Consider the following 21784-nt stretch of genomic DNA (forward strand, 5'->3'; position numbering starts at 1 on the left):
TGCATTTATCACCATCACGCTGGGGAATTGTGAATAATGAAAAAGTTGAAAATCGCATTACTGTTAGGTTGTGCCGTAGCCTCCTTTTCCGCACTGGCCGACGGTTCTGCGCTGAAGTTTGGTCTGGAAGCGCAGTACCCGCCGTTTGAATCTAAAAGTGCCACCGGCGAATTGCAGGGTTTTGATATCGATCTGGGCAACGCCGTCTGCGCCGCCGCCAGCCTGAAATGCGACTGGGTTGATACCTCATTCGACAGCCTGATTGCGGGATTGCAGGCGCGTAAATTTGACGCTATTAACTCGGCGATGAACGTCACCGAGAAACGCCGTCAGGCGATTGATTTCACCGACGTTATCTACCGCGTCCCCAGCAAACTGATCGCCAAAAAAGATTCCGGCCTGCTGCCTGACGTGGCGTCGCTGAAAGGTAAACATATCGGCGTGTTGCAGGGTTCGATTCAGGAAAGCTACGCACAGGCGCACTGGGCACCGAAAGGCGTCGATGTGGTGTCGTATCAGGATCAAAACCAGGTCTATCTGGATCTCTCCTCTGGCCGCCTCGACGGTACCTTAGTCCTCGCACCAGCCGGTCAGACCGGTTTCCTCTCGCGTCCGGACGGTAAAGATTTCGGATTTGTCGGAGAGGCCGTGCGTGACGATAAAATCCTCGGCAGCGGCATCGCCTTCGGCCTGCGCAAAGGTGACACCGCTACTAAAGAAAAACTCGATAAAGCCATCGCGAAAGTGAAGCAGGAAGGCACCGTGAAAACGCTGTCGAAGAAATACTTTGGTGATATTGATGTGAGTGTGAAGTAAAAGACCGCGCTATCTCACCCTTTTTAAAGAAGTTACTGAGTTGGTTTGCTTTGCTCCTCCCCCTGCGGAGGGGGGAGGTTGGGAGGGGGTATTGCTGGCAACAAATTTGTTGAGGTACGTGATCTGGTCTGCCTATCTGGATTGACCTTAATACCCCACCCCACCCCTCCCCTTCGCAGGGGAGGGAGTTAACTTCCCAAACCAGATCCCGCTCAACAGCAGGTTTCAACGCTCCCTCAGTGATTCCTTCACCTTATTCAACGGCTTAATCAGATAATCCAGCACGCTTTTCTGGCCCGTTTTGATATCCACGTTGGCCACCATCCCCGGTACGATAGGGAACTGGCGACCGGCTTTGTTGGTCAGGAAAGCTTTATCGGTACGCACATAAACGCGGTAATAGTACTGATCGCGTTTCACTTCATCCTGCAGGGTATCGGGCGATACACCTTCAACTTTGCCCTCAAGATCGCCATAAATCGATGAATCGTAGGCAGAGATTTTCACCGTGGCAGGTAATCCCGGACGGATATAGGCGATATCGCGCGGGTTGATGCGGGTTTCGATCAGCAACTGGTCTTCGATCGGGACGATTTCCATCAGCTTGCCGCCCGGCTGTAACACGCCGCCGACGGTGGACACCTGAATGTCTTTAACGATACCGTGCACCGGCGAATACAGCTCCGAACGCGTCACCTGATCTTCCTTCCCGGCCATTACCTGCATTTCCGCATCCAGATCGGCGTTGTTTTTCACCTGCTCCTCGCGCGCACGCACGGCATACTGGTTAATCGCATCGTCGATTTTTCCGCGCAGTTCGCTGGCCTGACGTTTCAGGCGAATCACTTCCACCTGCCCCGCCGCGCCTTTGGCCACCAGCGGCTGCGTCATATTAATTTCGTCGTTCACCAGTTTTAGCGACTGCTGAAGGTTGCTGACCGTTTCATCGCGGTTCTGCTTGCGCGATAAATAGAGCTGGCGTTCACGCGCCACCAGCTCCGGCGATTTCATGGTTTCCGGGCTGAATTTAAGCGGTGCACCGGTCAGTTCAGCGCTCAGGCGTTCGGAAGAGGCGCGCAGTGTGCGCACCCGCGATGCCGCCTCGCCGAAGTTAGACTGCGAGCGGGTCGGGTCGAGCTGCGCCAGCAGCTGTCCGCGATTGACCACCGACCCCTCCTGCACCAGCAGTTTTAATATCACGCCACCGTCGAGGGAGTCGATCTGCTGTGCCTTGCTCGATGGCGTGACTTTGCCGGTGCCGACCGTCACTTCATCGAGCACCGCGAACCGCGCCCAGACGAAGAAAATCAGCAGGCTGGCGAGCGAGGCCCAGATGATCCATGAGACTTTGCGCCCTTCAGCTTCCAGCTCATCGTGTAATGTTAAATGTGCCATGCGGTGTCCTCAGCAGCTCAGGCTGCGCCTTGTCGGTTGTCGGTGGCTGCCGCAACGGCAGGTGCAGGCGTATTGCTGGCGGCGGTCGCCAGTATTTTGTCGCGCGGCCCGTCGGCCACTACGCGGCCGTTGTCCATGACCACGATTCTGTCCACCAGCTTGAGCAGCGCCGGACGGTGCGTCACCACGATGAACGTCCGCCCCACCAGCCATGTATGCAGCTGGCGGATGACGTACTCTTCCAGCGCTTCATCCATCGAGGCCGTCGGTTCATCCATCAGCACTACCTGCGGATTACGCAGGATCATACGGCTCAGCATTACCATTTGCCGCTGGCCGCCGGAGAGCCCGCGCCCGCCTTCATTGATAATTTTATCGAGGCTGGAGGCGTCAGCCTGCACCATCGACAGCGCACCGCTGATACGCAGTGCCTGCAACATCTCCTGATCGGTAGCGTGCGGATAACCGAGCATCAGGTTCTGGCGCAGCGTGCCGAAGAACAGGCGCGAATCCTGCGACAGATAACCCAGCTGGCGGCGGATATCGGCCGGTTCGACTTTGGTCATGTCCACACCGTCGATCAGGATTTTTCCCTGCGACGGGCTGGCCTGCCCGGAGAGAAGTTTCAGCAGCGTGGATTTCCCCGCGCCTACTTTGCCGAGGATCGCCACGCGCTCGCCCGGTTTAATCTCCAGCTGGCCGATGCCAAGCACGTTCGGCGCATTCTCTTTATCGTAGGTGTATTGCAGATTGCGCACATTGAAGTGGCCGCTCAGCGTCGGGCAGTGCGACAGTTCGGCATCTGCCGGACGGTCGATCGGTTTTTTCAGCAATTCATCCAGCCCGTGCATGGCGCTTTTGGCGTGCTGCCAGCGGGAGAACACCATGGTCAGCTGCATCAGCGGCGCGATGGTGCGCGATGACAACATGCTGCTGGCGACCAGTGTACCGGTGGTGATATCGCCGCTCAGCACCAGATAGACGCCAAACACTAGCATGCCGCCGTAGGTCAGCTGCTGCACCGTCGAGGCCCAGCCGGTCAGGCGTGCGCCCCAAAGGCGTTGCTTCATGCCGACCGCCGCACTCACTTCGTGCGTCTGTTCCCACTGACGCTGAAAATAGGCCTCGGCCTGTAACGCTTTGATGTCTTCGATGCCTTCGATGGTCTCTACGAGCACCGCGTTACGCAGCGCGCTCTCCCGCATCCCCTCTTTCGCCAGTTTCGCCATCGGCCACTGGATCAGAATGCCGGGGATCACAATCAGCGGGATAGCCAGCAGCGGGATGATCACCAGCGGGCCGCCAATAAAGAACATAATGGCGAGGAACAGCAGCACGAACGGCATGTCGGCGGCAGCGCTGACGGTTGTCGAGGTCAGCAGTTCGCGCACCTGATCGATTTCGCGCAGCTGAGAGATAAAGGAACCGGTGGATTTTGGCCGGTCGTCATTTTTGATGTTCATCGCCCGCACAAAAAACAGCGAGGAAACTTTGAGGTCGATGCGTTTACCCATCAGATCAGACACCAGCGTGCGCATCAGGCGGATGATGTATTCCAGTCCCGCCGCCAGTACTACGCCGAAAAACAACACCCACAACGTCGGGAAGGATTGCGCCGGAATGACGCGATCGTAAACCTGCATCGAGAACAGAATTCCGGCCAGCGCCAGCACGTTACCGATGATTGAGGCCAGTGAGATTTCAGCGATTTTCCGCCCTGAACCACGGAAGTTTTCCCAGAACCAGTGTTTACGGTGCGGCTGCACGAACTGGTCGATGCGCTGATCGCGCCCGCGCGGTGCCACGCCGACTAAGAAGACCGGGCCTGTGCTTTGTTCAAGCATCGTCGCCAGCTCCATCGACCGCAGTAAATCACCACCGTCGCTTAGCCAGTAATCGACCGTGCCGTCATCGTGCAGGTTTTCCAGCACCGCGATGCCGCCCTGTTCGAGGGTGACCACGGCGGGCAGCACTTCCTGGCGCCAGCGCACCTGACTCCAGCTGACCATGCCGACTTGTAAACCCATCAGGCCGCTGAGCCGATCGAGCTGACGGCGCAGCGGCTGATGTTCGAACCAGCGCATTTGCTGGCGAAGATAAAGCGGATCGGCTGGCTTACCGAAGGATTCGGCCACGCGCCCCATGGCGCTTATCCAGACGTCTATCGACAAAGGTGTTGCTGTTTCATTGCTCATTTCAACCTCGTTATCGAATGCTTCTGGGTCATTCCCGTCCTGTTTCAGATTTACAGCGACGGAATGGTGTCACCGGTTTGTTTCTGGCGGTCGATGCCTAACATATCGACCAGATTGTCCACCGCCGCGGCGTAGCGCACCGTGGCATCCCATCCGTCATACAGCGCGCCGATGCGCATGGTGTCAGCCTGAAAAACGTCTTGTTCGACGCTGAGTAAATCGTTCAGGCTGCGTTTGCTGAGTTTGTATTCGTCCTGATACACGCTGCGGGTGTGCGTGGCGCTGGCGTACTGTTCTTCGCCCGCCACCTGACGCTGCTGTCCGCCTATCATGTCGGCGTAGGCGGTCGAGGCTTTCTGGTTGATATCGAGCTTGGCTTTTTCCACATCCGCCTGCGCCGCCTGACGCTGGCCTTCCGCCGCCCGCACTTTGGCGCTCACCGCGCCGCCCTGATACACCGGCGCATCCACCGCCAGCTGCACCTGATCGTCCCAGTAAGAACCGCCACCCCCGGTATTTTCGTAACGGGTGCGACCGGCCTGAATTTTCAGCGTCGGCCAGTGCTGCGCCTCGGTCTGATTTACCAGCTGGATCGCCGCCTGCTGTTTGGCCTGCGCCGCACGCACCAGCGTACTGTTCTCATAGGGGATTTTGTCGAGAGTGACTTTCTGATCGAGCAGACTTTGCGGCAGATCCGGCAAATTATCGGAGACCACGCCGGTCAGCACCGTCAGCTGCGCCTGCGCCGAGCGCTGCTGGGCGCGATACTGTTCAACAGTGGCGCGCATCCCGGCGATGCGGGTTTCGGCCTGCAAGACGTCGGACTGCGAACTCAGCCCGGCATCGGCACGCAGTCTGGCGGTGTCTTTCACACGTTCGATAGAAACAATATTGTCACGGGCCGCAAGGCTAAGTGCCTGATAGCGTTTGACCGACAGATAGGCCTGCATCGTGCTAAGCGCGACGTCGGTCATGGTGCTGTAGAGGGAATAACGATAGGAGTCAGACAGGTATTCCTGCTGATCGATACTGCCGCCGGTGCGACCAAAGTCGTACAGCAGCTGACTGAGCTGGATCCCGGCAGAGGCGTTATTGCTCAGGCTGCCCGCCGAATCGGTCTGGTGCGATTTACCCGCGGTTCCCTGAAGAGAAATCTGCGGATACCACGCACTTTTGGCTTCATCAAGATTGCCGTTGCCGACGCGAATTTGCGCCGCCGCTTCGGCAATTTGCGGATTGCGCGCGAACGCACGCAAAATCGCATCACGTAACGACAGGCTGGCGCGCATTTCTTCCGTCGGTGCCGCCTGCCAGTTAAATTCCGGCTGTTTATCCGCCGCCCATACCCCGTAGTTCCCTGTTAAAGCCGTCAGGCACAAAGTGCCCAACAACACGGCTGCTCGCCGTTTCACTGTCTTATTTTTCATTACCGACACCACTTAATTACGCCGATAGATGGATTAACGCCTCCCCCTGCAAAGGGGGAGGCGCCAAAGCCTTAGTTTTGTTGAACGTGTAAACCGTGCTGCACCAGTACGTCTCCCAACGTATTGGACGCGTCCATTGACGCATTGTGATAAACGTCGAAGGTCAGGCCATCTACCGTGCGTTGCCCGGTTTCCGTCCATGCGCCGTCGGTGCCCATTTGCAGATTCACCAGACTCCCCTCGCCCCCTTTAATCACCACTTCATCGGTCGGATTATCTTTCACCGTCAGCGCTTCATGCAGGTTAAGAGAGATGCTGTTGGTGCCGGAGTTGCCCAGATCGAAAATCTCGATATGTTCCACTTTCAGCCCAAGCAACGTCAGATCCAGATGCTGATTGGTACCCGCCAGCAGCAAGGTATCGGTACCCGCACCGCCGTCGATCAGACCGAAGTCCAGCGTATGCACGGAGATGGTGTCGTTGCCCGCGCCGCCGATAGCCTCACCGTTGGTGGCGGTCAGGTCGATCGCCACACCGCCGATGGAGAACACCGTGTCAGCGTGGGCGGTAGTTTCCGTCGCGGAAGCCGTATTGGTGGTGGTCTCCGTCGTCGCCAGCGCAGAGACCAGCGTGCTCGCGGCATGCGTGGTATCGGTGGTGGACGTCGAATCGGCAGTGATACTTGCCGCCGCCAGCGTATGGGTGTCATCAGTCGTGGAGAGCAGACTAACCTGCGCGGCCTGTGTATCCGGCGGTAGCGTCGAACCACTGGACAATCCGACATGAACGTCGAACCCGTTACCGGCCACATCTGTTGCGCGCAGCTCGACGATATCGCCGGTCAGTGCCGCCAGCAGCGCCGGGAGGTTAAGAATGCTGAAGGCATTGAACACCGCACTGCTGAATTTCACCGTCCATGTACCGTCGGCCTGCACGATCCCGGACAGCGTATTCCCCAGCAAGGTCACCAGTACCACGCCGCCTGCGCCGATGTTGCGGCTCTTCCCCGTGAGTGTCAGTCCCGAGCCCAGAATGCCACCCAGCAAACCGGTCAGCGAGCCGAGTGCATCGAGAGATGCGACCGGCAACGCATGGGTTTTCACCGTCAGCGGCTGAGTCGTGTTGCTCACGTTGCCGAGCAGGTCGGTAATCGAGACCCCGACCTGTGTTGCGCCGTCAGCAATGCCTTTCAGTTCTGCCGATGTAAACGCCACGTTCCAGGCACCGTTGGTGACCGTACCGGTATGCGTAATGCCACCAACCGTCACGGACACCAGACTGCCGTTCGCCGCGCTGGTAGTGCCGCTGACGGTTTCGCTGCTGCTGGCTTCACTGAGGTTAAGGAAACCATCGCCGCCAAACAGGGATGGCAACGGGATGGTGATCGTCGGCAGATGCAATCCGACCGACGCCGAACCCGAACCGGTAGTGGTATGGCCTGCGGCATTGGTCAGGGAAGCACCGATATTCAGCACGCCGTCTGTCAGTGCGCCAAGAATCGACGCGCCAACGTTGGCGGAGAACGTCCCGTCAGCTTTTACCAGCGCCGTGACCGTGGACGTACCAACGGTTAAGGTGACGGTAGAACCCACCGCATTGGTGGTATGGCCGGTGATAGTCTGGGTTAACAGTGCATCGGCAGCGTTCAGTAAACCGTCGCCGAAAATGCTGTCCAGGGTGATGGTTGGCAAAGCCTGCGCGATGACGTTCAGCAGCCCGGTTTGCGTTGCCGGGTTACCGGCCGCATCCACAACACTCGCCGCAACGTTCAGTGTACCGTTGAGCAATGCGCCGAGATCCAGCGTGGGTATTGCTACGCTGAATACCCCGCCCGCTCCGACGGTCGCCAGATAGGATTTGCCTCCTAACGTGATGCTGACCTGCGCGCCCTGCGCCACATTATTCGCCACACCGCTGATAGTTTGCGGTGTCAGCAAATCAACCACGTTCAGAATGCCATCGCCGAAGATAGGGTTAAGCACAATGCTCGGTAAGTTGTGAATGCCGACGGTAACGCCAGCGGAGGCGGTGGCGGTATTACCGACGGTGTCGGTGACGGTGACGCCCAGCGTCAGATTGCCGTCAAGCAGACTGGTCAGATTGCCGGCACTCAAGGCAGCGCTGAATTTACCGTCAGCGCCGACCGTGGCAGTCAGGTTTACCACGCCCAGACTGATGGTGACGATTTCCCCCACACGGCCATTCACGATGGTTCCGCTGATCACCGGAGACAACAGGGATTCAGCCAGATTGAGGATGCCGTCGCCGCCAAACAGCGGGTCGAGTACAACTTTCGGTAAGGCGTGAATAATCACGTTCGCCGTGGTGCCCACAGTACTCACGTTGCCCACGGCATTGGCGACCGACGCGCTGATGTTCAGTGTGCCATCGCCCAACAGACTAAGGTCGCCCGGTTGCAGCGTAATGCTGAAATTACCCGCCGCGTTGGTGGTCGTCCCGAGATAGGTTTTGCCGTTCACCACCACGCTGACGGTAGAGCCTGTCGCCACGCCGCCCGCTACCCCAGAGATTGTCTGGGACAACAGCGCATCCGCCGCACTCAGCAGGCCATCGGTAAATGGCGTGTTGAGGGTAAGGGTTGGTGCGGTGATATTGACGGTCGCCGACGTGGAAAGCGTGCTGGTATTACCGTTGGTGGCGTTCACGTCCACCTTCACATCCAGCAATCCGTTAAGCAGATTCGTCAGCAAATTGTTAGGTACAGTGACCGAGAAGTGACCGCTGGCGTCCACCGTGGCGTTAATCGCCGGGTTGTTACCCACGGTAACCGCCACGGTCGAACCCGCCGCAACGTTTTTCACGGTGCCGGTGACTACCTGATTCAGCAGTAAATCTGCTGCATTAAGCAGGCCATCACCAAACAGTGGATCCAGCACAATTTGCGGCAGATTATTCACCACCACGGTCAGATTACCCAGCGTCTGGGTGGTAATGTTGCCCGCGGCATCCGCCACGGAAAGCACTACCGGCACCACGCCGTCCGCTAATGTGTCCAGCGCATGTGCCGGTACGGCGATGGAGAACACGCCGTTGACCACATTACCGGTGAATGTCAGGCCGCCAATTTTCAGGGTGGCCAGTGTGCCGTTGACCGCAGTCGTGGTGCCGCTGACCACCTGTTCAACAGCGGTCGTGGTGGTATTGAGCAGGCTGGTGGTGCCTGCCAGCAGACCGCCGACGGTATCAATCACCGGTGCAAGGGAAGCCACCTGAATATTCAGCGGTTCGGAATGCACGTTGCCGTACTGATCGGTTATTGACAGCGTCAGGGCATTATTCCCCTGCAACAGCCCCTGCAAGACGTTTGGCAGCAGCGCCAGATTCCAGTTGCCGTCTGCGCCGACAACAGAACTCGCCAGCACGGTATCGCCCAGTTTGACGTTGACGGTGGATCCTGCACCGGCATCGGTACTGGAGCCGCTCAGTACCTGATTGACCAGCAGCGCCGCGCCGTTAAGTACCGGCAGACCGGTCAGCAGGTTGACATCCAGAAGCTGATTGAACTGGAGATTCAGACCCAGATTCACATTCGTGGTGTTGCCCGCCGTGTCAGCAACTGACGCGGAAACCAGATGTGTGCCGTCGCCGATAGCCAGCCCTTCGAAATCAGACGGCAACAGCGTCAGTTTCCAGGTGCCATCGCCCTGAACCGCCACCGTTCCCACCGTGATACCGGCCACTTTCACCGTCACCAGTGAGCCTGCTTCCGCAGTTGACGTTCCGCCGATCACGGTGCCCAGTAAGGCTTCGGTCAGGCTCAGGACGTTATCGACCAGATCGCCCCCGCCGGTGGTCACGCCCAGCGTCAGCAACGCGCCCACGGTATCGACCGTGAAGTTGTGCGTGACGGTGGTATTGTTACCGGCCAGATCGGTGAGCGAAGCAGTGTAACTGTTATCGCCCTGTCCCAGTGCATTCCAGTCCGACGCCGGTACCCCGACACTCCAGCCGCCACCAGCCTGCACTACGGCAGTGTAGGTTTTGCCGTTCATGGTAATGGTGACGGTACGCCCAACATCACCGGTGTCCGCGGTTCCGCTGATGGCCTGATTTGCCGCCGCTTCCGTGGCATTGAGCACGTTGTTGTCTGCGCTGATGTTGCCTGGTGTCAGCACCGGCGGTGTCAGATCGGTAAGCACGGTCTGGCTCGCTGTCGCAGTAAGCACCGTTGCTGTGATAACCGTGCTGCTACCATCGGTAAATAAACTGGCTGGCACATTTACGGTCCATGTCCCATCGGCCTGAACGGTAGCTGCAACCGGCGTTACCCCCACAAGAACAGCAACCGCTGTGACGCCCGGAATAACGCCAAGCCCGGCAGCGGCACCGGAAAGGGTGATGGTGCCGGTGTTGTGTTCAGCAAGATTGATGTAGTTATCACCTGCGACCACGTTAAGGGAAATGGATGGCAGCGGTGGCACAGTGAGATCGACCGTAAAGTTCGGTAGAGTGTCAGTCGCAATGTTGCCAGCGACATCCGTGACAGAAACGCTGATGGTGCTGTTGTTAGTAATTAGCTGGAGCTGCGCTGGTGTTAGCGTCAGCGACCATATTCCGCCGGTTGCGACGATTGCCGTCAGCGGACCCGTCACACCTGGAATACTAATAGTGACCGTCGATCCAACCGCAATATTGCTGGTGGTACCTGACAAGATTTGCGGTGAAAGACTCTCGGTATAATTCAGGCCGTCGCCGCCGACAAAGGTATTGATGTCAATGGCTGGCAGACCCGCGCCGGAAGAGGCGACGATCACGCTGCCGGTTGCCGCACCTGGGTTACCGTTCTCGTCACTGACGGTCGCGGTGATGCCCAGACTGCCCTGGGCAACCGTAGCGAGCTGAGCATTGTTCAGCGTCAGCGTCCAGTTGCCGACTGCGTCAACGGTGGTGGTAAAAGGACCGGCTGCGCCAATATTGACAGAGACCGTGCTGCCGAATGGCGCATCAGAAGTACCGGTGATCACCGCGCCCGCCGCCAGTTCACTCGCATTCAGATATCCGTCGGTAAACACGTTCGCAATTGTGATAACCGGTGGCGTGAAGTCGGTGATGAAGCTGAGGGTACTGCTGCCGGTATTACCGTTGGCATCGGTGACGTTAACGATGAAAGTATGATCTGTTCCGGTCAGCGAGCTGAACACGCCTGCCGGAATACTGACCGTCCATTCACCCGTTGCTGGTATCACGGTGGCCGGATAGGTTTTGCCGCCCACATCAACGGTCAGCGTCACATTCTGGTTACCCAGCGCCCCTGATAACCCGCCAATAGTCACCACACCTGCCGCTTCAGCAATGTTCAGCACGGAGCCGAAACTATCGTTGATGGTTGGCGTCAGCTGCGTAACATCAGCGGTGAAGGTGGAGCTCGTCGCCAGACTGGTATTGCCGTACTGATCCGTGACCGTCGCCGTAATGGTGTGTTCGCCTGTAGTGCCAAACTGCGCCAGTTGTAACGGGGACAATTCCAGGCTCCACGTGCCGTCAGCGGCTGGCGTCACGGTAAACGGACTGCCGGTGATCCCGGCGATTGTCACCTGAACGCTCTGCAAATTACCGGTAATCCCTGTAGCGCCAGTGATCGTCTGCGCTGTCGCGGCTTCTGCGAAGTTCAGGACGCTGTCGCCAAACAGCTGATTGATAACCGGTGCCGCTGGCAGAGTGATCTGTACGCCGAGAATTTCACTCTGAGAGCTGCTGTTACCCACCGCATCAGTCACTGTGACGGTGACCGTCCAGTTGCCATTGGGTAAGGTCGTCAGGAGGGCGGCTGGCAGATCCAAAGTCCAGGTCCCCGCCCCCTCATCCACCGTGGCCGTGGTGTAATTGGTGCCGTTAATGTTCACCACCACTGTCTGCCCCGCAGTCAGTGAACCCGTCAGCCCGCTCAGCGTCCCGCCCGCCTGCGCTTCTGCGTAGTTGATAAGACCGCCAAAACTGTCCGTCACAGTCGCCAGTGGCAGATCGTTGACGATAGTCGGCACATTAATCGATGTGGTATTGGTGTTACCGCCCACGTCCGTGACCACCACAGAAACCGGTGTACCTGTAACGTTATCAGGCAAGGCAGAAAGCACTTCAGCTGGAATGGTCGCAGACCATGAGCCGTCCGGATTCACCGTCGCGGTTATCTGGGTAGTACCCACGGTGACGACCACTGATTTCACATCCGTGATACCGGTGGTGCCGCTAATGATTTGATCGACTGCCGCTTCAACGGCGTTGAGTGCGCCGTCGCCAAACGGAGGTGTAATCACCGGAACAGGCACCGGCGTCAGGTCAACCGTCAGGCTGCCGCTGGCAGAAGCGGTATTGCCGGTCACGGCGTCCACCGCTGTCACGGAAATATCCGCCGCTGAACCGAGCAGCACATCAAGCTGCCCGGCACCGACGGTCGCCGTCCACGTGTTGCCGGACACGATGCCCGGGATCGTCACGCCGCCAATAGTGAGAACGATCGCCGTGCCATCCGGCAGATTGGTCGCCGTTCCGGTGACGATAAAGCCTGCCGCCGATTCAGCAATATTGAGAATATTGTCTGTCGCCACTGGCCCAAGCGTCAGCGTTGGCAAAGTGTTAATCGCCAGCGTGAAATCATCCGTCACCGTGTTGGTATTGCCATCGGCACCCGTGACGCTGACGTCGACCGTTTTCAGCCCGTCGGTAGTAATACCCCGCAGGTCAAGCGCAGGAATAGTGACATTCCAGTTGCCGTCGTTATCAGAAACGGTGGTGTAAGTGATGCCGTTGAGTTTCACCGTGACGGTAGTGTTGGCTTCCGTGGTGCCGCTCACCGGCAAACCGGTCAGCACTTCCGCAGCATTGAGGATGTTATCGAGCCCGGTATCAACATCAACGGTCAGCAGCGTTGGTGTCGTGTGAACGGAAATATCATGCGTTGCACTGGCCGGGTTACCGGCGATATCTGTCGCCCCGGCAGTGATCGGATTGTTGCCTTCCGGTAATGCCTGAGTTTGTGCAACGGTAAGCGTGACACTCCACGAGCCGTCTGACTGCACCACCGGCGAATAGGTAACGTTATTCAACGTGACGGTGATGATATTACCGGTCGGTACGTGAGTAGTAGTACCGCTGATGGTCAACGGCTGGTTGTGCTCCTGCGAATTAACAACGTCATCGCCGGAAACGGTATTGATGGTCACGGTCGGCAGGTCACCAGCCTGCGCAATCACGGTCGCATTATGGGTCGCACTCGCCGGGTTGCCTGAGGTATCGAGCGAGCTCGCGGTTACAGCAAGAGGTCCATCGGAAATTGCCGTCAGCGCTGAGGCCGGAATGTTCACTGTCCATGAGCCATCAGCCCCCACGGTGGTTGCATAACTGACGCCATTGAACAGCACATTCACCGGCTGGTTAGCTTCAATATTGGTCGAGGTACCGGTGATAGTGAAACCGTTGGTTTTTTCCGCTGCGTTGATGTAATCATCGCCCGCGACATGGGTGATGGTCAGCACAGGCAGAGTGGCCCTGGCGGCATCAACCGTGAAGTCGCGCGTTTCGGTGGTCACGTTACCCGCCGCATCCGTGAGGGTGGCGGTTAATGAGTAAGGACCATCAGCGAGTTGCTGCACGACATTGCCCGGTAGCGTAAAGCTCCAGCTGCCGTCGGTTTGAACCAGCGCGGTGTAGGTCACTCCGTTGAAACTTAGCACCACCGACACCGGTTGTCCGGCATCTGCGACGTCTGAGGTTCCGCTGATCACCACCGGTTGCAGGGCTTCAGCCGCGTTAATGATGTTGTCACCGGCTACGGTGCCAATGGTGAGATCCGGCGCGGTGAAGTCTACGGTTATCTGATTGGTAGCCGTGCCGGAGTTGCCCGCCGCATCGGTGGCGGTGACCACCATAGGCAAGGTGTTGTCGGTGAGGTTTTCCAGCGCGGTGGAAGGAATAGTGATCGACCACTGTCCCTGCGCATCCGCCGTGGTGTTGTAGGTGGCACCGGCAAAGGTGACGGAAACGGTTTGCCCCGGTCCGGTCGCGCCTGTGTTGCCGTTGATGATCTGATCACTGTCAGACTCATGCGCATTGAGATAACCATCACCAAACGGCGCGGTAATGGACGGTGTCGGTAAGGTGGTCGCAATCGCGATGGTGACAGGCACAGTAGTGGTGTTACCCGCCAGATCCGTCAGGCTGGCATTGAGGATATAGCTGCCGTCCTGCAATCCGGTCAGGCTACCGGCAGGAATGCTCGTCGTCCATGAACCATCGCCCTGCACCTGGGCCGTGTAAGTCACGTTGTTGAACGTCAACTGAACGAATTGTCCTGCATCCTCCGGGCTCGCCGTACCACTCAGTTCGACCGCACCGAGAATTTCAGTCGCATTGATCGCGTTATCGCCGGTCACCAGAGCAACACTCAGCGTCGGCGCGGTGAAGTCCACGGCGACTGAACCGTTGACGGTACCGCTGTTACCCGCCGCATCCGTTATGGTGACCAGAATATTGTCCGTATCCACAGGCAGTGCTTTGAGCGCATCAGACGGGATGGAGACGGTCCAGGTACCGTCTGTGGCAACGGTGCCGGTGTAATCCTGTCCGCCAATAGTGACGGTTACTGTCTGGCCGTCACCGGTCAGACCTGTGGTACCGGTGAGCGTCTGGGCAGTAGCCGCTTCGGCTGTGCTCAGACGTCCGTCACCAAAGGCCGGTTCAAGGGTCGGCACTGGCAGCGTAGTATAAATACCCAGCGGTTGTTCGCTGGAAACCGGGCCATTGGCGGTGGTAACGGTCGTCACAACAACCGCCGAGGTGCCTTCCGGCAAGGTCGCTACCTGCGCTGGGGTCAGGGTATAAGTCCAGGTACCGTCGGCTGCGGTCTGCACGGTGACGTCAATCGTACCGATGACAATGCGCACGTCGGTTCCCGCAGGCACGTCAGAAGTGGTACCGCTGACAATCACGCCGCCCGCCGCTTCATCAGCGTTGATTTTGTTGTCACCCGCGATGGTATTGATCCCAACACCGCCGAGCGTGGTATCCACGGTGAAGTCTTCAGTGGCGCTGGCCGGATTGCCCGCCAGATCGCTGACGGAGACATTGATGGTGACTGAGCCATTAACCAGAGCACTCAACGTTGCCGCCGGGACGGACACACTCCAGGCGCCGCTCGCGAGCACGGTGGCAGTGAAGATGACATCGCCAATCGTGATATTCACAATCTGACCGGCTTCCACGTTGGTGGTTGTGCCGCTCAGGGTCTGCGCCACCTGACTTTCTGCCGCATCCAGAAGGTTGTTGCCCGCGAAGTCGTTGATGTCGATGGCTGGCTGTGCTGCCGGATTGGCAGCCAGACTGACGTTTTCACTGACACTGGCAATATTACCGGCGGCATCAGACAAGGAAGCGGTCAGCGGATAAGAACCGTTAACAACGTTTGCCAGCACACCGGCCGGGATAGTCGCCGTCCAGGCTCCGTCTGCCTGAACCGTTGCGGTATAATTGAGCCCCGCAATGGTCACTGTAACAGTGCGTCCGGCTTCGGCGGCATCGGTTGAACCGGTGACCTGAATGGCGGATGCCGCTTCAATGGCATTCACACGTCCGTCACCGGTCAGCGGATTCACCGTCAGGGCTGGCGCAGTGAGATCGAGCGTTATCTGGCTGGTGGTGGTTGTCGGGTTACCGGATGGATCATTGATCAGCGCCGACACGGTATAGCTGCCTGCCGGGAGTCCGGCCAGCGCCGTGGAAGGCACGGTGGTGCTCCACGAGCCATCCGCAAGGACCAGCGCCGTAAAGAATTTATTGTTGAAGCTGATGGTCACCGTCTGACCGGCTTCGTCAGTCGATGTGGTGCCGCTGAGCGTAATACCCGACGTCACTTCCGCCGCACTCACCAAACCGTCACCGCCGACTGGGGTAATGGTCAGTACCGGTCCGGTCTGATCCAGCGTGACCTGTCCGGTCGTGGTGGTGCTGTTGCCCGCCGCATCTTTCAGGGTCGCAGTCAGGGTGTAAGCACCGTCGGCCACACCGGTCAGCGTTCCGCCAGGAATACTGGTGCTCCAGGTGCCGTTACCCTGCACCAGCGCGGTGTACGTCTGGTTATTGAAAGTCAGTATGACCGTTTGTCCCGCATCCTCCGGTGACGCCGTCCCGCTAAGCGTCAGACCGCTTGCGGCTTCAGCGGTGTTAATCACGCCATCGGTCGCGACCGGATTGAGAAGCAGCGTTGGCGCTGTGAAATCAACATTCACGTTGCCAGTCAGCGTGCTGCTATTACCGGCGGCGTCCGTCACGGTCACGATGATTGGGTTATCCGTGGCTGGCAGGTTCTGCAAGTCAGCGGAAGGCACTGTCACGGTCCATGAACCGTCCGTCGCCACGGTACCGGTGTAAGGAACGCCGTTAATTACTACGGTGACAGTCTGACCATCACCGGTCAGGCCAGTTTTACCGGTCAGGGTCTGATCGGTGGTAGCTTCGGTGGTCCCCAACAGCCCATCACCAAACGGCGTATTCAGAGTCGGTTCCGGCAGCGTGGTGTAAATACCAACGTCCTGCTGGCTGGTCACGGTGCCGCTGGCAGTGGTCACCGTCGAGACAATAACGTGACTGGTACCGTCGGCCAGATTGGCAATGTCCGCCGCCGGAACGGTGTATGTCCAGTTACCGTTAACGTCCGTGGTGGTGGTGTAGGTGATGCCGCCCAGTTTAATGGTGACCGTGGTACCTTGCGGCACGTCTGCGGTCGTCCCGCTGATGACAACGCCCAGTGCCGCTTCGTCAGCATTAATTTTGTTGTCACCGGCGATGGTATTGATGGCAATGCCGCCGAGCGTGGTATCGACCAGGAAGTCTGATGAGCCAGTCGCCGGATTACCGGCTTTATCGCTCACCGAAACGTTGACGGTCAGGTTGCCATTTTCCAGCGCATTTGCCGGAATGCTGACGCTCCATGCACCGCTGGCCTGCACAACAGCCTGATAACTCAATGGCCCGATAGTGACAGTGACTATCTGACCCGCTTCGACGTGGGACGTCGTACCGCTCAGGGTCTGCACAACCTGATTTTCAGCCGAGTCCACCACGTTATTACCCGCAAAGACATCCACGCTGATGGTCGGCAACTGCGCCGGATCCGCTGTGACGGTGACCGTTTCGCTGGCACTGCCGGTATTACCTGCCGCGTCAGAGACGCTGGCGGTGAGGGTATAAGAACCGTTCGCCACGTTAATCAATGCATTGGCAGGAATGTTCACCGTCCAGCTACCGTCAGCCAAAACGGTGCCGGTGTAGGTTTGTCCGGCAATGGTCAGGGTCACCGCCCGCCCCGCTTCCGTCGTACCCGCAGTCCCGGTGACAGGAATTAATGCGGCAGCTTCGGCGTTGTTAATGGTGCCATCAACGGCGACCGGATCCACCGTGACCACCGGCGCGACCGTATCAACAGTGACATTGGCGTTGATCTGGCTTTCGTTACCCACTTCATCTTTCGCGACCACCTGAACGGGTGCATCACCCTGATTAAGCGCGCCGAGATCGGCTGACGGTATGCTTACACTCCAACTGCCATCAGCGCCGACTGTCGCCTGATAATCTTTACCGCCCAGCGTGACAGTCACGGTTTGCCCGGCACCGCTGACGCCGGTTGAACCGCTCAGGGTTTGTGCATTGCCCGCTTCTGCTGCATTTAACTGACCATCACCAAATGGCGTGTTCAGCGTAACAGAAGGCAGGTTGTGGGTGATCGCATCAAAATTAAGGCTGCTGCTGACCGGATTGCCCTCCGCATCGGTCGCTGACACGTTGAGGGTATGCGTACCGTCAGACAGTAAAGCCAGATCGCCCGCCGGAAGCTGAACGCTCCAGCCACCGCCGACGCCCACGGTAGCAGTGTAGGTTTTGCCGTTGAGCGTAATAGTAACAATGCCGTTGACCGGTACGTTGGTCGAGGTGCCGTTAAGCGTCACGCCCGCCGCCGCTTCGGTGGCATTGAGCAGGTTATCGCCGGTCAAAGGTTCGACTGACAGACCGCTCAGGGTGTCATCGACGGTGATATTTGTAGTGCCGATCGCCGGATTGCCCGCTTTGTCACTGACGGTCGCCGTCAGCGTCAGGGAACCGTTTTGCAGCGCCAGCAGGTCAGCCGAAGGAATGCTGACACTCCAGTTTCCGCCCGCCTGCACGGTGGCGGTGTAGGTCACATTATTAAGCGTGATAGTGACTATCTGGCCGGCTTCAACCTGGGTGGTCGTGCCGCTGAGGATTTGCGCCGTCTGCTGTTCTGCGCCATCCACCACGTTGTTGCCCGCAAAGGTATTGAGCGTCAGTGTCGGTGCCGTCGCCGGATTGCCATCGAGCTGAACGTTTGAGGTGACGGTAGTGCTGTTGCCTGCCGCGTCCGAAAGTTCAACACTCAGCGGATATTGACCGTCCGCAACCGCTGACAACGCGCCCGCCGGAACGGTAATACTCCACTGACCGTTCGGCTGCACAGTGCCGGTATAGGTTTCGCCATTGAGCGTCACAGATACCGTGCGGCCAGCTTCGGAAAGTGACGCGGTACCGGTGATAGCAATCGGCCCGGCTGCCTCGGCAATATTCACATAACCATCGCCCGCGACCGGATTGACGGTCAGGACCGGCGCAGTGAAGTCCGCGTTTGCCGTGGAGGAAATGGTTGCGGTATTTCCCGCCGTGTCGGTTGCCGTGACAGAAATTTGCAGTGGCCCCTGAGGCAGTGCCTGCAAATCTGCCGCTGGCAGATTAACCGTCCAGTTGCCATCCGCAGCGACAGTCGCCGTGTAGGTATGCCCGCCGAGCGTCACAGTCACCGTCTGGCCTTCGCCGCTTTTACCGGTGGTACCGCTGAGTGTTTGCCCGGCTGCTGCTTCGGTGAGATTGAGGAAGCTGTCGCCAAACGGTGTATTCAACGTCGGTGTAGGATCAACGTTGTCGATCCCGACATTGACACTGTTAGTTAAGACATCACCATTGGTGCCGACAACCGTCGCGGATAACGAAGTGGTCGAGGTGTCGATCCCGGCAATATCAGAGGAACTGATCAACAGACTCCATTTGCCATCGGCGCCCACCAGCGCATAACGAGTGAGTGCGCCAAATTTGACAGTCACCTGGGCGCCGACGTCGACGCCGTAAGTGGTACCGCTGATGGTGATCCCCGCTGCGGTTTCGACGGCATTAATCACGTTATCGCCGGTGACGGGGTCAATCGCGATGCCTTCGTCGGTGCGGGTCACGGTGAAATCTTCGCTGCCGGTCGCCGGGTTGCCGGTTTTATCAGCAACGCTGACGGTGATGGTTTGTGAGCCGTCAGTCAGTGTCACCATGTCAGCAGCCGGAATGATCACGCTCCATTTGCCGCTGGCCTGTACTTCGGCCTGATACTGATGGCCATTGAGGGTAATCGTGACAATTTGTCCGGCTTCCACGCGGGTCGTAGTACCACTGAGAATCTGAGCAGTTTTGACTTCTGCACCATCGACAGCGTTATCGTTAGCAAATGTATCGACGGTGATTGCTGGCTGAAGCGTTGCATCGGCAGCAACGTGAATTGAACTGGTATTGGTGGTGGTGTTACCTGCGGTATCGGACAGGGTTGCAGTGACGGTGAAATCACCATTCAGGCCGCTGAGCGCGCCTGCCGGGATAGTGGTACTCCAGACGCCATTTTCGCCAACGACGGCGACAAAGCTGAGTCCACCGACGGTAAGTGTGACGGTCTGACCGGCCTCGCTAACTGACGCCGTTCCCGAGAGAGTCAGCGCGCCTGCGGCTTCCGCCAGACTGATCTGCCCGTCTCCCGCCAGCGGGTTCACGGTCAGGGTTGGCGCAACTGTATCGACAGAGACTGTCGTATTCAGGGTGGTGTGGTTACCGGCGGTGTCAGTGACGTTGATGACCACCGCGTTGCTCCCCTGAGATAATGCCCCCAGCGCGGCGACCGGAAGGCTCACACTGTAAGTTCCGTCTGCCGCCACGGTGCCGGTATAGGTTTGTCCGCCAATGACCACACTGACGGTTTGCCCCTCGCCTTTCAGGCCGGTATTCCCGGTGAGCGTCTGTTCGGTGCCGGACTCCTGAGCGTTGAGCGTGCCATCACCAAACGGCGGAACCAGGGTCAGTTCGCCCGGATGCACGGCCACGTTAAAATCGGTTTTGGTTGAGATCGGATTGCCGTCGGCATCTGTGGTGCTGACGGTGAGCGTTGTTGTGCCATCGGTCAGCGCCTGCAAAGCGTCTGCCGGAATGTTCACACTCCAGGCACCATTTGCGCCCGTCGTGCCGGTGTATGTCTGGCCATTTAAGGTCACGGTGATAATCGAGCCTTCCGGCACGTTGGTGGCGTTGCCGGAAATCACCAGCGGAGACTGCGCTTCGACAGCATTCAGCTGGCCATCACCGGAAACAGGGTTGATGGTCAGAATACCGGCGTTGTCGTCTACCACAAATTCAGCAGGCGTGGAGGTCTGGTTTCCGGCCGCATCGGTGAGCGAGGCGGTGAGTGTATATTCGCCATTGGTCAGTGCCTGTACCGCATTGGCCGGAATGGTGACCGACCACGTGCCGTCCGCGCCAACGACTGCGTTGTATTCAACGCCGCCCAGAGTAACGACTATCGTGCGTCCGGCTTCGGAAATTGAGGCTGTACCGTTCACGGTCAGCGGTTGCTGATGCTCATTACTATCGAGGATATTATCGGTGGCAATCGGTTCGACAGTGACCACCGGCGGCGTTCTGTCCACAACAACAGTGATCCCCTGAGTGACTGATTTACCGTCGGTGCCGGTTACGGTCACGGACAGGACATAGGTGCCGTCTGCCAGATTGTCCAAATCAGCAGAGGGCAGATTAATGTCCCATTTGCCGTCTGCACCTACCGTACTGGTATAGCTTTTACCGTTGACAGTCAGCGTGATGGTCTGGCCTGCAGCAACATTTCCCGCCGTACCTGAGAAGATTTGTTCGAGGCGCGCTTCGGCCGCATTAAGGATGTTGTCACCGGCAAAAGCACCCAGTGTCAGACTCGCTGCCTGACCGGTATTTCCGCCGTTGTTGCCGCCGTTGTTGCCACCATTATCTCCCCCTGTTCCGCCGTTGTCCCCCCCGTTATTACCGCCGTTATTGCCGCCATTATTACCGCCGTTATTACCGCCGTTATTACCGCCGTTATTGCCTCCATTACTCCCGCCATTGTTACTGCTGCCCCCACCGCCACCACCGCCGCCGCCAGCGGCAATAGCAATGCCTGCGCCGAGCGCGACAACGCCGAGGACAGCACCGAGAATGGCAGGGTCAAAGTTAGAAGAGTCGAGCAGTAAGACACCGACATCGGGGATAGTTTCATACGCAGGGACAACGGTGACCGCGCCTGCGGTCGCGCCGGTATCGACAAAGGCGGCGTGTTCAATCGGATGCACACCGTCGTCGAAAATCAGCTCGCTGTGGTGGCCTTTACCATCGGTATCGAAAAAGCTGTGGTAACGCACCGTACGGCCGTCTTTCATGTGGATAACCAGATCATTACCCACGCGTTGGTAGCTGGTAACCGCATCGCGCGTTGCGTGAACGCGCACGATGCTCATCTGGTTGAGGGTAACGTCCTGACTGGCATCAGAAATCTGAGAGATTACTGCACCATCTTTACGAGTAAGAACATCAATAACTACGCCGCCGTTCTGAGCCATGTTGTACCCCTGTCTGAGACCAGTTGTTACTCAAATCCGCCACGAACCGCCCCTCCCGTCAGAGAGGTACTATCGAGCGAACAAGAAGACCATTAATGCAATGGATTAACTTCCAACTGGTGATGGGGAAATCTACAGACTACAAAACGTGCAAATGTTGATTTTAGTGATGCTTTTTATGTGTTTCTGTTGTGTCGTTTAGGAATTTTATTGCACTAAACTCCATAAGTTATATGCATGATTTGAGTTAATCGCA

General features: G+C 58.0%; 5 protein-coding genes. 1 reads left to right on the forward strand and 4 read right to left on the reverse strand.

The window, feature by feature from the left end; translation table 11 throughout:
• The first annotated feature begins 36 nt into the window (after positions 1 to 36).
• Positions 37 to 816, forward strand: a complete 780-nt coding sequence (locus GE278_14490) for a transporter substrate-binding domain-containing protein (protein ID QLK61911.1) — start codon at positions 37 to 39, stop codon at positions 814 to 816.
• Positions 817 to 1041: 225 nt separating this feature from the next.
• Here the strand turns inward: GE278_14490 and GE278_14495 are convergent, their stop codons facing one another.
• The 4 genes from GE278_14495 to GE278_14510 form a co-directional block, all read right to left on the reverse strand.
• Entirely contained in the window at positions 1042 to 2211 is a 1170-nt protein-coding gene (locus GE278_14495; protein ID QLK61912.1) for an HlyD family efflux transporter periplasmic adaptor subunit, read from the reverse strand.
• 17 nt (positions 2212 to 2228) lie between these two features.
• Entirely contained in the window at positions 2229 to 4406 is a 2178-nt protein-coding gene (locus tag GE278_14500) for a type I secretion system permease/ATPase (GenBank protein ID QLK61913.1), read from the reverse strand.
• A 50-nt stretch (positions 4407 to 4456) separates the two neighbouring features.
• Positions 4457 to 5833, reverse strand: coding sequence for a TolC family outer membrane protein (locus tag GE278_14505; protein ID QLK61914.1), 1377 nt, complete (start codon positions 5831 to 5833; stop codon positions 4457 to 4459).
• A 71-nt stretch (positions 5834 to 5904) separates the two neighbouring features.
• Positions 5905 to 21528 carry an Ig-like domain-containing protein gene (locus tag GE278_14510; protein ID QLK61915.1) on the reverse strand — a complete coding sequence of 5208 codons (15624 nt, stop codon included), beginning with the start codon at positions 21526 to 21528 and terminating at the stop codon, positions 5905 to 5907.
• Positions 21529 to 21784 lie beyond the last annotated feature (256 nt).

The organism is Enterobacteriaceae bacterium Kacie_13 (genome assembly GCA_013457415.1).
GTDB lineage: Bacteria > Pseudomonadota > Gammaproteobacteria > Enterobacterales > Enterobacteriaceae > Rahnella.

Bases quoted from the DNA above. Each gene is read 5' to 3' on its own strand.
- GE278_14500 (QLK61913.1), bottom strand. From the start codon at position 4,406: ATGAGCAATGAAACAGCAACACCTTTGTCGATAGACGTCTGGATAAGC.
- GE278_14490 (QLK61911.1), top strand. From the start codon at position 37: ATGAAAAAGTTGAAAATCGCATTACTGTTAGGTTGTGCCGTAGCCTCC.
- GE278_14495 (QLK61912.1), bottom strand. From the start codon at position 2,211: ATGGCACATTTAACATTACACGATGAGCTGGAAGCTGAAGGGCGCAAA.
- GE278_14510 (QLK61915.1), bottom strand. From the start codon at position 21,528: ATGGCTCAGAACGGCGGCGTAGTTATTGATGTTCTTACTCGTAAAGAT.
- GE278_14505 (QLK61914.1), bottom strand. From the start codon at position 5,833: ATGAAAAATAAGACAGTGAAACGGCGAGCAGCCGTGTTGTTGGGCACT.